The organism is Chitinophaga sp., assembly GCF_019236475.1.
In the GTDB taxonomy this organism is placed as follows: domain Bacteria; phylum Bacteroidota; class Bacteroidia; order Chitinophagales; family Chitinophagaceae; genus Chitinophaga.
The window spans coordinates 330,693-347,367 of sequence record NZ_JAFAIX010000002.1; the positions used below are offsets into that span (position 1 = coordinate 330,693).

Below are 16,675 nucleotides of genomic sequence, written 5' to 3' on the forward strand. Positions count from 1 at the left end.
TAACGAAACTTACTCGTCCAGCGGTTCACAGTCGTCCAGTAGTTCAATGTCAGTGGGAGCATTGTCTGTGAAGATGACTACAATACCGTGGGGATCGCAGTTTTCAAATTTCCCTTCTGCAAAATGGATCAGCCAGTACCCTTCTTCATCATAGAAGGTGAATTCCGGGAACTCCAATGGAAAATCGGCTGTATCCAGCGATAGATAAGGGATTTCTTCGGCTTTGATTTTATATTTTTCGGGATATGCTTTAAAGTTATCCTTAATATAGTGAATAGCCTTTGTGAGGTAATCATCGGTTTGCCCTAATACCTGCGCCGCCGAGTGGATAATTTCGGGAGACAACTGCTTCTCTGTGGTTAAGAGGCTCACTGGGATAGGATCAGAGAACAGCTTGCTAGCATCATCCAGGACGGTTGACCAAAGGGATAGGTCGTCTGGAGCTGCTTTGGGCTGTAACTTTTCCAGTATCGCGATATATGGATTATTTGTTGGTGTCATATTTCAATGTATTTAAAATGGTCTAAAAGTATTACAACAAATCTGCCGTAATATTATGTTTCCCCAGGTATTCTTTTATCTCACTAAAATTATCCGCATAAAATAGTGTCATATGCTGTAGATGCTTGAAATGACGGACATCCTCGAAATTTTGAATGTTGAAGGTATCGTTCTCACCATCCCAGAAACGTAGCATATTCAAGTAGATGTCGTCTCCCCCATCCTGCTGAATTTCCGTAATTTCATCCGCAAATTTCCGGTCAATTTCCAGTGATTCAAAATAAGCAGTCACTTCAGGGATGAATGCGTATCCTTCTTTCTCTACATCGATTTTACGCGGCTGGTAATTCTCCACAAACTCATACAGGTCGAACACCGGCTGCAATAGATTTTTCTCGTACATCAACTGCTGGATAACAGCCAGTTTGAAATTGAAATCCGTGAATTCAATCTTCTCTCCGGTGATCGGTTTGAATTGATATTTATCACTATAGACTTTCGGTGCTGGGGCCACGTACTCTGTGATAGTTATACTATTGATGATTTGGTCATCGATATCAAAATATACATTCAAATTTCCGAGTATCAAGGTAGCACTGTCATCATTTTCGACGATCTTTCTCGCAGCATTTTTATGTGTCTGAAAATATTCCAAGTAACCGGAGCCATTCATAATAAAATCAGACTGGAAGCCGGTTTTAGGAGAAAAATCATACGTACGTGGATGTATATCCAACACAATCCCCTCGACGTCCTTCCCATTTTTGGAATAAGCTAATATGCCGCTATCATCCCATGTATAGATATGGTTATATTGCTTTTTGACATGGCGGGCATTTCCCAGCGTTTCCGTGAGACGGGTTACACTCACTGGAAATTGAATTTGCACATTATTTACTGTTAACTGGTTTTCAATAATTGCTATCTGCATAACATTACAATGGTTCTAATCCGTTAAAGGTAAGTATTTCAAACAAAATGATGTTGTAATAAAAAGCGCGAGTGACGTCTTCGACCTCACTCGCGCTTTTTATATTTTTTCGTCGTCCCTGCCCGCTGGGCAGGGACGACAAGCTTTTAGATTATATACTATTTACTTCGCTTCAATAGTCGTGGAGGCTCCTTGTAAGCCTTCGTCTGTTTGTACGTTCACAGTGATCTTTCCTTTTTGACCTTTCTTTCCTTTCACAATCACCTGTGCCATGCCGTTGAAGGTGGGCCTTACAGTACTGTAGAACGGTACAAATGAGGTAGCATCGCCGTTATCTGTAGCGGCAATCTCCCCAGGACCAGTGATCGAAAATTTCAGTTTGACAGCAGCTCTTGGAACCAGGCGATTATCGTTATCGCATATACGAACAGTGATATAGCAGAGATCCGAACCATCTGCCTGTAGAGAGGTAGTTTCTGCTTCTAGCACTACTTTACTCATTTTACCGGTGGTACGTACCACATCTGTTGCCCACTGCTGGCCATTTTTATAGGCTACCACTTTCACTTCGCCTGGTTGGTATATGATGCTATCCCAAACCAGTCGGAAGTCTTGCCCAGGGCGTTTTGTTTTCTTACCCTGACTTACGCCATTGACGAATAATTCCGCCATATCTCCGGAAGTGTATACATGTACAGGAACAATCTGTCCTACTCTTTCTGGCCAGTTCCAGTGTGGCATAATGTGAGCCATTGGCAACTCCGGACGCCAGTGCGCTTGGTAGTTGTAGTACCTATCTTTAGGGAAGCCGCACAGGTCCACGATACCGAAGTAACTGCTGCGGGAAGGAGGGTTTTTCTTTCTAATTGCTTCTAATGCTTCCTCCAGTTCTTTCCGTTTGGAAGAATCGGTACGGAAGTTTAGCAGGTTCGTTTCATCGGAGTTGAACGGCGTAGGCTCACCCAGGTAATCGAAGCCTGTCCATACGAATTCACCTAGCAGATGCGGGAATTTAGCATTGGTACGGAATTGTTCATCTGGGCTGCATCCCCATCCTGGCCATGCTTCATCGTAGGAAGTAGCCTGGAAATGGTCATATTTGGTACCAAAGAAATATTCTCCTCTGGAGCTAACGCAGGAAGATGTTTCACTGCCCATCGTAGGTTTATTCGCGTACCTTGGGTCTGCATCCCATTTTGGTTGTTGGGAGAAGAAATAATTTACACCCATAATATCCAAAGCAGTAACGGCGCCGCTTTCCCTTCCACCATCTGGATCATTGTATCCATTTGATACAGGACGAGTAGGATCGGCATGTTGTACGATAGAGGCCAGTTCATGCGTCAGCGCTGTGTCTCGCTGATCCATCACTTCATTACCGATAGACCAGATGATCACCGCAGGATGGTTCCTATCACGGTTTACCAGGGCCAGCAAATCTTTTTCGTGCCATTCAGGGAACAGTTTATTATAGTCATTTTTCAGCTTAGGTTTCTTCCAGGCGTCAAATGCTTCGTCCCATACCAGGAGGCCCATTTGGTCAGCTAGTTCCAGCAATTCCGGTGTTGGAGGATTGTGAGAGGTGCGGATGGCATTACATCCCATTTCCTTCATGATTCGCAACTGACGGCGTAATCCAGCAGTATTTACCGCTGCACCCAATGCTCCTAAATCATGATGGAGACAAACCCCTTTAATCTCCGTTCTCTTTCCATTCAGCAGGAACCCGTTCCTGGCGGTGAATTCTAAATGACGGATACCAAAGGTGGTATAATAAACATCTGGTTTCATGCCGCCGGTAGTAACCGTAGTTTTAGCGATGTACAGCGTTGGTTTTTCCAACGTCCATAATCCAGGTTGGGACAATTTCACCCCAGCATTTACTACCGCAACACTGTCTGGTAAGATTTGCACCGGCTTTTCCTGGAGAACGGCTACACGTTTACCTATCTGTTTACCTTCGGTATATTCGAAAATTTCTGTGGTCACTTTACTGTGGGCGGCAGTCTTGGATTGGTTGCTCACTTTTACGGCCACCTGTATAGCTGCCGAGGAATCGGCTACTTGTGGCGTGGTGATGCTAGTTCCCCAATGATCGGTATGCACAGGAGCTGTTTTCACCAACCAAACATGGCGGTAGATCCCTGCACCTGGGTACCAGCGGGAATCCCAGGACTCCGTATCTAAGCGTACTGCTACGGTATTGGGCTGTCCGGGCTTTACGAATGGCGTGATATCCATTCTAAAGGAGCTATAGCCATAAGGCCAAGTGCCCACGTATTGGCCATTTACCCAGATTTTAGCGTAGGCCATTGCTCCGTCAAAATCGAGAAAAATGCGGTTTCCTTTATCTTTCTTATCGATGGTAAACTGTTTCCTGTACCAGCCAATTCCCTTCCAAGGCAGTTTCCCAGATCTACCTGCCAGTTCTATACGGAATGGACCGGCAATGGCCCAGTCGTGCGGCAGGTTTAACTTTGTCCAATCTTTATCATTCCAGGTAGGTTGCTCCATCCCTTCAGGTTCGGGGCGTTTGGTACCATCTGCCTGCAATCCGTAGCGACTGAATTTCCAGTTATCGTCGAATAACTGGACATCGGCATTTCCTTCTCTGATGATCTTCGTTTGTGCATTAACGTGGACAGCAACGGCAGACTGCATTAACAATAATGCTAGGCCGGCTGTAAAGCGCTTCATACTGCGCCTACAGGCATTCTGATTCATTCCCAATTTGCTTTTGAATTTGTATCGCTAAAATTCGTAGAAACAACGGGATATGCCAAACAGAGAATTACCTATTTGTAAGCTTAAATTCACTTAACAGCCGGCTACACATAGCATTTCCTGGCAATTTACCCTAATTGCCTATCATACCAGGTCCCGAAGATCGGTTTCGTTTATGCCGCTACATTCTCTTTTGTGAGATCTGCGAATAGGACCATAAACACCATAAAGCTCCATAGCGTTGTTTCCCGGAATGCAAAAACCTCCTTGCCATCGGTGGTTTTGATGAAGTAGCCTTTCAGGCTGCTATGCTGCAAAGGTTGCAGGCTGGATAATGGGTACTGGGTACCATCCACTATCAAGTATTTACCATTAATCCCCAGTTGCTTTGATTGAGAATTTAAAAAGGTTTGTGTAGAAAGGGCTGTGAAGGAATTTTTCAGAGCGGTGGCACTCGTGATGTAGTTGAAGTTAGCGGTTTGCCCATCTTTAATTTGTTGCAGCAAATACTCACTTCTCTTTTTGGCATTAGCATTGATCAATTCCGCCAAATCGCCTCCATGGTTGATGTTGATCAACTCCCAGATATCACTGCCGGAACTTTTGAAAGCCAGGTTATTGGGGGCCATCGATTTCCCTGTAGTGAATAAGAACAGATCATGCAATCCCGCCAGTGGCATATAGTAAGTCTGGGATTTATACTGGCGCTCTACTCCGTTTTCGTATAACAGATAAACGGGGATATTCATTTTCTTTTTAGCGCTCACATAAAAGATGATCGCCATCACCATACAGAAAACAAAAATGAATTTTCCTGCAAACTCCGCGCCTGGCAAGGCAAAAGTCAATGCTATTCCGCAAATGGCCAACAATACAAAAAAGCCGATTAAGAGCCAGTAAACGCCCCACATAGCTTTGCTTGGTCTATACTCTTGTATGAGTTTACCTTTTTCCATAGAGATATGATTATTGAAATATATAATATATAAAACTGGGTTAATTGTAAGATGGTTAAATCAAACAAACTGCTGCGAATGTAGATTTTTATTTTGAAAAATCAATACATCCCTTTGTAGGGGGATGTATATCGAGGTTGCCGCAAGAATTCATATTAATTTAATATCTCCGCACCCTTTAATTACTCAATTTTGTAGGAATATCGCATGCTGCCAAAGTCTGTACACCATGAAGTTACTAATCATTGAAGATGAGCAATCGCTAACCAAGAGTATCCACAGTTACCTATTACAAAGCAATTTCCTCTGTGATGCCGCTTATCATTATGAAGAAGGCAAGGAAAAACTGGATACTAACGCTTACGACTGTATTATTCTGGATATTACCCTTCCAGGTGGCAGCGGGCTGGATTTGCTTCAGCATATGAAACGGAGGAAAGTCACTGCGGGAGTGATTATTATCTCTGCCAGAAATTCATTGGATGATAAAATTGCTGGTTTAGAATTAGGGGGAGACGACTATCTCACCAAACCATTCCATCTCGCTGAATTAACGGCCAGGGTCAATTCCATTATCAGGCGCAAACAGTTTGAAGGAAACAACATTATTGCGTTGGATAAACTGACCGTTAACATGCTGGATAAGACGGTAAAAAGTGGGACAGACGAAATTCATCTCACTAAAAAAGAATATAAACTCCTACTCTATTTCATCAGTAATCGCAATCGGATTGTCACCAAAGAGGCGATTGCAGAACATTTATGGGAAGAGCAAGCCAGTTTGGGATATAGTCTGGATTTCATTTATACCCATATTAAAAATCTCCGTAAAAAGCTGATGGATAAAGGTTGTCCGGATTACATCAAAGCCTTGTATGGCATGGGATACAAGTTTGCCGCAGACGAAACTCCGAGGGCATGAAGCTGATTGTACATTATAACCGTCAGAACTTTTTAATCCTGACTTTATTGTTCATCTTTTCCGGTATCAGCAGTTACCTACTTACCAAACAGGTACTCCTGTATGAATTAGACGAAAGCCTGGAATCCTCTATGGAAAGGGCAAAAGCGTATGTACGTGTCTCCCGAAATCTTCCCTCCTCCACTGTTTACGACAATTTGCGCATTGTTACCACTACTACCAACAAGCCTATCGATAGTCCTTATATCCTATATTCCGGCGAATATTATCCGGAAAATAACCACTGGCACCTGGGGCGCACACTGGAGTTTACGGTCTACTTGCAGGGACAGTTGTACAATATCAAGATCAGTAAGCCGCTGGAAGGGATTCGGCATATTACTTATGCCGTAGTGGCCATTACTATGGCCATGATACTATTGCTGCTAGCCATTCTTGCTATCATCAACCGGTTCTTTATCTCCCGGCTATGGAAGCCTTTTTATGAGACCTTGTATAGTCTTAAAAATTTCCGGTTGAGCAATCGGGGCACCATTGAATTCAAGAAAAGCAAAATCGATGAATTCCGCATCATGAACGAGCACCTTAGCATGGTCACTTCCAATGCCAGTAAGGAATATCACCTATTGAAGGAATTTACAGAGAATGCCTCGCATGAATTTCAAACCCCGCTCACGATTATACGCTCCAAACTGGACGTATTGATACAACAGGAAAATTTTACAGAAGAACAGGTGGAACTGCTTACAGACGCATATGGCGCGGTTACCAAATTATCGGCGTTAAGCCACTCCCTTTTACTGCTAACGAAGATAGAAAACAATCAATTCGGGCCACAGCAAGCGCTCAACTTGCAGGATGTTATTCAACGAAAAGTGAGTCAGTTTGAGGAAATATGGGAAGACTGCCAGCTCTCGTACCAATTGCAGGTTCACCCAGCAACCATTCAGATTAATCCAGATCTGTTGGACATCTTACTCAACAACCTCTTCAGTAACGCCACGCGGCATAATCAACCCAACGGCAGTATTCAAATACAGTTGCAGGACAAGTTCCTGAGAGTATCCAATACCGGGATCAAAGTGGCGCTGGACGGAGAAAAAGTTTTTTCCCGGTTCTATAAAAGCACGGTGAATAACCACAACAATGGCCTGGGTCTCTCTATAGTCCGACAGATCTGCATTTCCTCTCAAATCTCCCCCTACTATGAATACGCGGAAGAGCAGCATCATTTCATGCTGCGCTGGACTTAACCCAATGATATCCTTTGCTTCAGAATGCTACCAGAATTGTCTGCTAATTTGCGCCCCATAATATAGCGGAACATATGACCTTTCAGAAAATAGCACTTTCAATCCTACTACTTGTATCGACACATTTCCTATACGCACAAACGGCGAAGCCCGGATTCAAGGCAGTGGTCAAAGACGCCACCAGCCAACAACCGCTGGACCGCGCCACTGTGATCCTTACTATGACAGGCGGCAAAACGAACATCCCGCCGGTGTTTACGGATAGTACCGGTACCTTTTTGCTCAGCAATTTGGCCGCTGCTACTTATCAGTTGACCGTGGGATATGCAGGCTACGAAACCTATCATGAGCAGTTTACCATCAAAACTACCGACAAGGGAACTATTGAAAAGGTAATTCTCATGCGTACCAACACCAAAATGCTGAATGGTATCCAGGTGACGGCCAAGAAACAACTCGTAGAAAATAAAATCGATCGACTCGTTTACAATGTAGAAAGTGACGTCACTTCTCAGGGCGCCATGGTAGCGGATGTACTGAGGAAGGTACCACAAGTGACCGTAGATGCTTCCGGCAACGTAGAATTATTGGGTAATCCTAGCGTACAGTTCCTCATTAACGGTAAGCCCTCCACGATGTTTGGTACCAATGTAGCAGATGTATTGCAGTCTATTCCAGCATCGCAGATTCAGAGCGTGGAAGTGATGTCCAGTCCTGGTTCCAAGTACGATGCCAAAGGCACAGGCGGGATTATCAATATCATCCTGAAGAAGAATAAGTCGCAGGGATTTAGCGGTACCGTGAATGCCACTGCCGGCACCCGCCTGGAGAATGGCGCTATCAATCTCTTCTACAAAGCCAATAATATATCCGTTACCGGTTACTTTAACGGTAGCGCACAAACGACAGTACGTACAAAAACTTTCGTAGATCGTTACGCCACAGATACGCTCTCCAAGGATAAATATTATCTGAAACAGAACGGTGGAAATGACTTCAACCGCAGCAGCTATCAGACAGGACTGGGCATTGACTGGGCTGTGAGTAGCAAGGATAATTTAGCGTTCTCACTTAGCTATAACCATTTCAGCAATCGTAATGAAGGTAGTACGAATCAATACAGCAGCACCAGGGATATAAACGGGATTTTACTGGATGAAAGCTCCAATATCCGCGATGCAGGCACGAAAGTAAACAATGGTACTTTGGATCTCTCCCTGGATTATCGTCATAAATTCAAGCGCGATAAACAGGAATTATCTATTGTTTTGTTTAATAGTAACGGTGACAACCATACGTCATATTTTCAGACACAACATGGTATTAATGATCCCAACATTCTTTCTGGCTCACGCAGTTTGAATCCGGGTACAGACCATCTATATAGCGTAGCTATTGATTATGCACAGCCTATCACTAATAAATTTTTGTTGGAGGCAGGTGTAAAAACAGAAGCTGAAACCTTGTCTAGCACCGCTGGCGTGTATACGTTCAGTCCGAAGGAATCCGGATTTATTTATGATGACAAACAATCCTATAGTTCCGTATTTAAGCGTCAGGTGTATGCTGGTTACGTGTCTGGTACGATGAATTTGTTTAATTACTTGAATGTACTGGCGGGTTTCCGTTGGGAATATACCACCAATCATTCTACTTATGATAAAATTGGTCAGTCGAATGTCCCTGATTACAGCAATGCAGGTCCATCCCTGACTATCGCGCATACCTTCAAAGGGCAGCAGACCTTATCTTTCAGCTATTCCTACAGGTTGGAGCGTCCGGATTATCGCGATCTGAACCCATTTGTAAATCTGACAGATCCGCATAATATCACCATGGGTAATCCATTGCTGAAACCGGAAATCGGAAATGATTTTAAATTGGCATTTAACCAGAATTTCAGCGGTGATAATAACCTGAACATCGTACTCTTGTATACACGAAATAGTCCGGATATCAAGTCATATACCACCTTCTACGCAGATTACATGATTGGCGATTCGTTGTATAATAATGTAAATGTGACGAAGAGAGACAACATTGCATCTGAAACCCGTATTGGTACTAATATTTCAGGTACTATAAGCATTGGTCGCAAGATTACCATCCGTCCTAATGTACAGTTGTACAGGAGAGAAACGAACAATATTTACTCCACGCCTACGCATATCAGCGGGTTTGAATATAGATTTAACTTGAACAGCAGTTGGCAGATCAACAAAGATTTGGTAGCAGAAGTTTTTGGCAATTATAAATCAGGCATCAGATGGCAGGGCCGTACAGCGGAATTTTATTCCTATACATTGGCGGTGAAGAAGCAACTGTTCAACAATAAAGGCAGTATTGGCCTGGTAGCAGTGAATCCGTTCGCCAAATACTTGAAACAAACTACTATACAGGAAACGGATTACTTATACGCTACAAATCAGTTGTATATTCCTTACCGTTCTTTTGGGATTAATTTCATGTATAAGTTTGGTAAGATCAAGACCTCCAAACCTAAGGATACAGAGAATTTCCTCACGAAGCCACCGGTAGAGAACTAATAATAGCTATTCAGAATCCAAAAACCGCAAAGGACGTCTGCGACGTCCTTTGCGGTTTTTTTTTCGTTGTCCCTGCCCGCTGGGCAGGGACAACAAGCATAAGCGTTTTTATTTCGTAATACTGAAAGTATCCAGCTCCTTACCATCTTCTGCCACCTGACGGAAAGTAATTTTATTACCGTCTACATCCGCCACTGTAAAGGAATGTGTATGTGCGATATATTTGAAGGTAAACTTCTGCCAGGAATCAGTATCATGTTCCTGTTCTTCATTATATAGTTCCTGTCCGCCGGCGCCTGTTACCAGGTAGATGATGCCGTTCGGTTTTGTTTGTGTATGTCCATCGAATGCTTTGTCCAACGTCCATTTTCCAGGAACTACCCTACCACGGATGGTTTTATTGTCTTTTCCACCTACCAACAGGGTGCCTTTTTTCTCCGGTTGGAAAGTGAGTGGGAAGCTACGTTGATAGTTATGTACGTGACCGTTGAGCACCACATCTACCTTGCCCGCCTCCATTAATGGCGACAGCAGTCGCATTTGTTGTTGTTCAAAATGATCGATGGAAGAGCTGAAGCCCGGATGGTGGAATACAACGATTCTCCAGGCTGCATCTTTGGCTGCCAATAAATCATCGGTTAGCCATTTGCGTAAGGAATTATCTGTCCAGTCTACATAAGTATCTGAGTCGATGAAAGTCCAGTGCACATTACCATAATCGAAAGAGAAATTGCCCATTACCGGATAAGCTTTACCAGCCGCCGTTTCGAAGGCTTTTCTATTTTCAGGAGTAGCTTTAATTGCTGGTACGATAGGGCCGCCTTCCACCGCAGGAAGACCATTCAGCGGTTGATCCCAGAAAGAGTAGTATGCCAGGGCATCCGGGAAACTGTTAAGGTCTCTGGTATCGCCATCATGGTTGCCCAGGGCCGCCACAAAAGGAACAGTGCGCATCAGTGGGGCGCCTTCATTGCTCACAGTATCCGCATTATATACTGGCCAGAAGTTAGTGCGGTATTCGGATATGAGTCCGCGTTCATATACAATATCCCCTGGCACCACCACCAGGTCAGGATTTGCTATATGGGCTTGTTTTGCCAGCAATTTAGCGCTGGGAGTACCAGCGCCGATATCGCCAAAAGCCAAAAATCGGAAAGCCTGATCTTTTCTTTTAGGCGCTTTACCTTGGGCAGTGAATACTTGTTTCTTGTTTTTCAGTACTCGATAGCTGAAACTGTTACCAGTAGGGAGGTTCGTCAGCAAGGTTCTGTACACGAAGTGGGTATTTACATTCGCTACCGCCACACGGGTTAGTTCCGGCTTACCGGCTTTGCTCCAATTAGCAGCCCCGACAGCTTTCACTTCCACGTCCCAATTGGTACTGCTATCGGCGCTATGCCACATCAGCTCCATCGTACCAGGAGCAGGCTGATAGCCGATTTGCAGGTAAGGTGCTGCAATAAAATTAGTGTTCGTCTGTCCAATCGATCCTTTTGAAAAAAGGAGTAAACCAAAAAATAAATAATAAGCCTTATTCATCATATCAAACTTCATTACATTTTAGTGTTGATTGCCGTAGCCATTGAACTGATAGCAACCGATATCTTTTCCTGGAGGCGTGATTTCCGTAGCGCCGTAAATAGGATGTACTGGCACTTCCGCGCGTGGCGTGAAAGTCGTATAGCCTTTACCGATACAAGGGGAAGTGGCCTTCAGGCGGAAATTATATTTACCGACCGTAGAGATATCCCTCAAATTGAGGCCAGCCGGTAAAGGGCAAGGGCCATCCACAAACTGAGGGTTATTAGCACCGATGATAACAGGATTGGCGCTGTATGTAGCACCAGGCGTCCAGTTAGCAGGCAGGAAGGAAGAAGGTGTAGGAATATCTGTGGCAGGTGCTTTGCTGATACACACGCTGATAGCAGTGGTAGGATAAATATTATTAGCCACCGACATTGAATCGCAATACGTATAGTTGTAACCGTAAGTAAGGTTAGCCGTATCGGCAATAGGATTCTGCACTACTCGCAAACCGAATTTACAGTTAATAATCAGGTTATTAAATGCCATACCACCAGCGCCCTCTTCGAAGTTGATGGAGCCACCACGGCCGGCAGAAGATCTTCTGTAACCACAGTTCACGATGGTATTGTTGTATATACGGAGATTACTGTTTGGCACACCCGCAATCGCCCCTGCATTCGACAATTTAGGACCATTTGTAGCCATACCGATACACAGGTTATAAGCAAAATCACCGATCAGACCAGCTTTCCCATTTAGGGCCTCTCCTCCTGTATAACCGCATTTCTCGAAAGTATTCCGCATGATAGACACTTTCCCGCCCAGTATACGCAAAGGATCATCCACGCTGCCATATATCCAGGAGTCCTCCATCACAAATACCCCATGTGGGTTTTGGAAGAAAAGCGGATAAGGGCTGGTGTAGATTTGACGGATACCGCTGGCAGCAGGAATAGCTGCGCCACCGAATTCAATACGTGTCCATTTCATCACCATCAGCGGACAAGTAGGACCACCGATAATACCTACCCATTTACCACGGAGAGCCGGATCAGTATTAGGATCCGCGCCATAGGTATCTGTTTTGGTGATACCTGGATAGGTAAACAGATTAGGTTTCTGCTTCGTACCAAGGGAAATCAAAGTACCACGTACACCCAGGCCATAGTTGCCCGTAAAGTTGATAGTTACCCCCTCTTGGATAATCAGCGTATCATGTTCATTGACAAAAATATCGCCGCAAACGGTGTAGGTTTTACCGGCCAGCATGGTCCCTTTGATCGCATTGTTGAGGGGATCGGAGCCGAGACAGCCCGTATCGCTTACTGGAGAGGCCACTGCCTTCGGCGCCAGGTAGAGTTCTTTTTTATCGGCAGTCTTGTTGCATGCTGCTGCACCTAACAGCAATAGTAGACCAAAAAAGTTATTGAATATATTGTACTTCATGCGATAAGTTTTAAAGTTTGTATCTGAAACCAAACAGGAAAGATGTTTTGTAATAATCTTTCTGCACAATGATCCTGTTGTCGGCATCTGACTGCTGACTCAGCGGCACATTGGTTTTCTGGAGATAGTTATTGTACGACATATGCATACTGGTGATCGTTGGCGCATTCGTCAGGTTGACGATTTTTCCATAGCAAGTCAGTTTATCGAATAAACGCTGTTCAAAGGAAAGATCCAGTTGCGTAGTAGGTTGCAGCCAGTAGTGAAGACCAGCATAAGTATTCAGGATTGCCAATCGCTCCCCAGTATAGACAAATGCTACCTGAATATCAGTACCTGATTTCGGGCTTTTGTACAGTAATGACAAGTTACCGATATGATTGGCCTGTCCTTGCATAGGGCGGGTTTCAGAGACGTATTTGTCCGTAATACCTAACTGTGGATCGCGGTATTTATACAGCATGCTATCATTTGTAATACGGGAATGGGTATACGTATAGTTAGCAGAGATACCGAAAGAGCCAATATACTTGATAAATACAGCTTCAAAACCATAGTTCGTGGCCGCAGTACCGATATTTACGGGTTGGAATACCTGGGTATTGTAACCAAATCTTCTTACAGACAGCTCAATAGGATCATCGATTTTCTTATAGAATACGCCCAGCAACAGTTGGTCTGCCTTACCTGGGAAGAATTCATAACGGAGATCGAAGTTATTGGCAGTAGAGTGCTGCAGTCCTTCGGGGTTACCTCTTTCCTTAAAGAGCTCGTAGTTGTCTGGGCCATCTGGAATCAGTTCGGAGAACTGAGGGCGGGCCACCGCTTTATAATAAGCGAAGCGGAATGCTTGATTATAACGCAGTTGATATTTCAATTGCAGACTTGGGAGGTAGTCGGTATAAGTGATAGTACCTTCCTTATAATCCGCTGTAGCCGGCAATTGTGTGTTGTAATGCTGATAAGTATGTTCTACTCTCAGACCGCCGAGGGCTTCTAGTTGTTTTGTCAACTGCCATTTACCTTGCAGATAACCAGCAGTAATGATTTCTCTGAACGTATAGTTGTTACCGTTCAATTGGGCCGTAGCATCAGAACCGATGAAAGTAAACTTCGCATTATCAACGGTGGTAAACAGTTGGTTAGAACCTCCTGTACGCAGTGGGTTCAGGTTATAATAGTTATAGAAGTTATCGCGATTTTTATTCCTGTACAGCGCGCCTCCTTTCCATTCAAAAGCCCTGTTGAGCAGTTTCGTATCATTGGTATAGTTGGCATAGAAGGACACATCTTTATCGCTGTTTTGCATCCAACTGCGGGTCATAGCGTTAAGGATATCATCGCCCACCAGTTTCACTTTAGGACCGGTTCTATCTACGCTAAGGCCGCCATGGGAGAAAGCAGTTTGATCAGGGATCGTATTTTTCGCAATAGAATAGGCAGCGGACCAATCCACTTTGCTGTTATTGGTTACCTGGTGTTCGCCTTGGAGGGTCGCGTTGTAGATAGACTGATACTGCCAGGTAGTTCTGTACGAATAGGATAAAGTCTGGTTGATCGCATTCGTCGTATCAATAGATTCTCTCACCTGTTTATCATCCAGGTGAACATAGGTAGAGAATAAGGAAATTTTATTTCTTTCGTTGAAGCGGTAATCCACCTTACCGGTAGCGCCTATACGTTGCGTATGGGTAGAATACCTTCTTTCTCTTAAATATTCAAAAGACGGGATATCATCCACGTTGGGAGTAGTAGCAGTAGTGAATACAGAAGTAGCTGTACCGCGGTATTGGTCTTGGTAGCTACCGGAGAGAATCACACCCAGGTTTTTATTCTTACCAAATCGGTTACCGATGCTGATGCCCGCATTAGTATTGATAGGTGTGGATTTAGGTTGATAATTCAAGTGTCCCAGTGAAAATTCAGATTCATTAGCAGCATAGGTAGCGCCATGGATCTGGTTGGGCGACCTTTTATTCATAGAGCTGCTGGAAAAAGATTGGAACGGTTGGTCATTGAAGATATTGTTATATCCGCCACCAACGTTTACCTGCAGCAATTTAGTGGAGGGAGCGTCTTTCATGACCAGGTTAATGGTACCGCCGATAGCATCGCCTTCCATGGAGGGAGTCAGGCTTTTGCTGACTTCCAGTCTTTCCAGCAGTTCAGATGGAAAGAGGTCCAGGGGAATGAATCTGCTTTTATTATCTGGGCTAGGGATTTTGATATTATTAACGAGGGTATTGATATATCTTTTATCCATACCGCGGATGATAGGGTAACGTCCTTCGCCGGAGCTACTTTTCTCCACGGTAACGCCGCTGACGCGTTGTAGGGCGTTGGCAACAGTGATATCTGGTAGTAATTGTAAAGTCTTGGAAGAGAGGATGTTTACTAGTTGATAGGATTTTTGTTCCAGTCTTCTAGCGCCTGCATCTTCATTTTTGCCGCTTCCCACAACGGTTACCCCGGATAGGTCGCTGGAAACCGGTTTAGCGGGGATGTCCACTTCCACGATATCGGAGGGGGCTTTCAGGTGAAAGGGGCCAGCTTTGGCGGTAGAGTATCCGGTATAGGTAGCCACGAGTTCATAATCGCCGGGGTGGAGGTTTTTGAAGTGGAAAGTTCCATCCAGTTTAACGATTGCTTTACCGGAGGAGCCTTTCAGTACCACCGTAGCGCCGACGAGTGGTTCGCCGGTAGCCGCATCGGTTACTCGTCCTTTAATGGATTGGGAGTAGCTGTGAAAAGATAGGCATACGAGGGTAGCTGAAAAAATTAGTTGTGTGAATTTTTTTGCAGTGGCCATAAATAAATTTTAGCGCTACAAAAGTGAATAGGAAAAGTGGCATCCACTAGGGGTTTGGTGTGATTTCACTTAAACATAATTTTTTCATCATATTACCTTAACAATATCTACAGAAAGTAACCAGAATGTGGTGGTTTAAGGAGACACGAACTAATCGGGCAGCGGATGTTTCTCTCAGGATTATTCTAAGAACTTATTGCATATCAGCGTACAACGTATACCCCTTACCGATATAGTAGTTTATTTCCCATGTTATTGAAAAATTTTGGGTGGATGATGTGATTTTTTGGGATGGTTTGCGAATAATGAATAAACGGTTTGTTAACCATAAGCTATTTCATCCATGATAAAAGTGTACGCAGATACCTCTGTGATTGGAGGGTGCTTTGACAAAGAGTTTAAGGAGTATAGTTTGAGGCTGATGGAGGAGTTTAGATTGGGGAGTAAGCGGTTGGTGGTATCGGATTTGGTGATGTTGGAATTGGAGCCGGCTAGAGAAGAAATTAAATTGAAGATCGAAGAAATACCAGATGATTATAAAATTCAAATTGATGAGAATACCAAGGCCAGCGAACTTGCAGAAACTTATATCAGCGAAGGAGCGATTAATAGTAAAGATCATAATGATGCTTTGCATATTGCACTTGCAACTGTTAATAATATTGATATACTCGCAAGTTGGAATTTTAAGCACATTGTAAATCAAGACCGTATCCTACAGTATAATGCTATAAATTTACGATTTGGCTACAACGTTCTAAAAATCCAAACCCCACTTGAAATTTTAAATCCAGACAATCATGAACAAACAAAAACCTTATGACTGCGTAGCAGAAGTACGCAAGATCAGAGAAGCCATGTCTCTCAAATATTACGGTAATACTGAATTATTACTTAAGGATTTGAAGGCTGCCAGGGAGCGATTTAATGCAGAACAAAAACTCCTCCGTGAAAAAAGGCTAAAAAGAGAGCAAGAAAAAATCAATTCTGAGAATAAGGATGTTCAATTAGGGTTATAGTGATTATAATATGTTAATCGCGATCATTTTGATGATCTGTT

Annotated in this window: 12 protein-coding genes; 5 read left to right on the forward strand and 7 right to left on the reverse strand. The window is 43.8% G+C overall.

Annotation, left to right across the window (positions count from 1 at the left end; genetic code table 11):
- Positions 1 to 9: 9 nt before the first annotated feature.
- The 4 genes from JO154_RS01915 to JO154_RS01930 all read right to left on the reverse strand — a co-directional run bounded on the left by JO154_RS01915 (position 10) and on the right by JO154_RS01930 (position 5,112).
- Complete coding sequence (locus tag JO154_RS01915; protein WP_291941379.1) at positions 10 to 501, reverse strand: hypothetical protein; 492 nt, start codon at positions 499 to 501, stop codon at positions 10 to 12.
- A gap of 31 nt (positions 502 to 532) precedes the next feature.
- The gene (locus JO154_RS01920) at positions 533 to 1,432 is read right to left on the reverse strand and encodes a hypothetical protein (protein ID WP_291941380.1); all 900 of its coding nucleotides are present in this window, start codon (positions 1,430 to 1,432) and stop codon (positions 533 to 535) included.
- 162 nt (positions 1,433 to 1,594) lie between these two features.
- A complete protein-coding gene (gene galB / locus JO154_RS01925; RefSeq protein ID WP_291941381.1) occupies positions 1,595 to 4,156 on the reverse strand; it encodes a beta-galactosidase GalB in 2,562 nt (853 codons plus the stop codon).
- Between the two features lie 173 nt (positions 4,157 to 4,329).
- On the reverse strand, positions 4,330 to 5,112 hold the full coding sequence (locus JO154_RS01930) for a hypothetical protein (RefSeq protein ID WP_291941382.1): 783 nt from the start codon (positions 5,110 to 5,112) through the stop codon (positions 4,330 to 4,332).
- Positions 5,113 to 5,341: 229 nt separating this feature from the next.
- Here JO154_RS01930 and JO154_RS01935 point away from each other — a divergent pair, with 229 nt between their 5' ends.
- From JO154_RS01935 to JO154_RS01945, 3 genes are all read left to right on the forward strand, one after another.
- The gene (locus JO154_RS01935; RefSeq protein WP_291941384.1) at positions 5,342 to 6,034 is read left to right on the forward strand and encodes a response regulator transcription factor; all 693 of its coding nucleotides are present in this window, start codon (positions 5,342 to 5,344) and stop codon (positions 6,032 to 6,034) included.
- The gene (locus JO154_RS01940; protein ID WP_291941385.1) at positions 6,031 to 7,287 is read left to right on the forward strand and encodes a HAMP domain-containing sensor histidine kinase; all 1,257 of its coding nucleotides are present in this window, start codon (positions 6,031 to 6,033) and stop codon (positions 7,285 to 7,287) included. Before JO154_RS01935 ends, JO154_RS01940 begins: the two co-directional genes overlap by 4 nt.
- A 74-nt stretch (positions 7,288 to 7,361) precedes the next feature.
- The gene (locus JO154_RS01945) at positions 7,362 to 9,833 is read left to right on the forward strand and encodes an outer membrane beta-barrel protein (RefSeq protein ID WP_291941386.1); all 2,472 of its coding nucleotides are present in this window, start codon (positions 7,362 to 7,364) and stop codon (positions 9,831 to 9,833) included.
- A gap of 108 nt (positions 9,834 to 9,941) precedes the next feature.
- On the opposite strand, the gene JO154_RS01950 is transcribed toward JO154_RS01945, so the two are convergent.
- Genes JO154_RS01950 through JO154_RS01960 form a run of 3 tightly spaced genes read right to left on the reverse strand, consistent with a single transcriptional unit; the run spans position 9,942 to position 15,615 of the window.
- Positions 9,942 to 11,387, reverse strand: a complete 1,446-nt coding sequence (locus JO154_RS01950) for a metallophosphoesterase (protein WP_291941388.1) — start codon at positions 11,385 to 11,387, stop codon at positions 9,942 to 9,944.
- Between the two features lie 6 nt (positions 11,388 to 11,393).
- Entirely contained in the window at positions 11,394 to 12,806 is a 1,413-nt protein-coding gene (locus tag JO154_RS01955; protein WP_291941390.1) for a hypothetical protein, read from the reverse strand.
- A 10-nt stretch (positions 12,807 to 12,816) separates the two neighbouring features.
- Entirely contained in the window at positions 12,817 to 15,615 is a 2,799-nt protein-coding gene (locus JO154_RS01960; RefSeq protein WP_291941391.1) for a TonB-dependent receptor, read from the reverse strand.
- A 343-nt stretch (positions 15,616 to 15,958) separates the two neighbouring features.
- On the opposite strand from JO154_RS01960, the gene JO154_RS01965 reads away from it, so the two are divergent.
- Both JO154_RS01965 and JO154_RS01970 read left to right on the forward strand, forming a co-directional pair.
- Positions 15,959 to 16,438: a PIN domain-containing protein gene (locus JO154_RS01965; protein WP_291941392.1), complete on the forward strand. Its 480-nt coding sequence runs from the start codon at positions 15,959 to 15,961 to the stop codon at positions 16,436 to 16,438.
- A complete protein-coding gene (locus JO154_RS01970; RefSeq protein ID WP_291941394.1) occupies positions 16,416 to 16,634 on the forward strand; it encodes a hypothetical protein in 219 nt (72 codons plus the stop codon). The genes JO154_RS01965 and JO154_RS01970 overlap by 23 nt, the downstream gene beginning before the upstream one ends.
- The last annotated feature ends 41 nt before the right edge of the window (positions 16,635 to 16,675 follow it).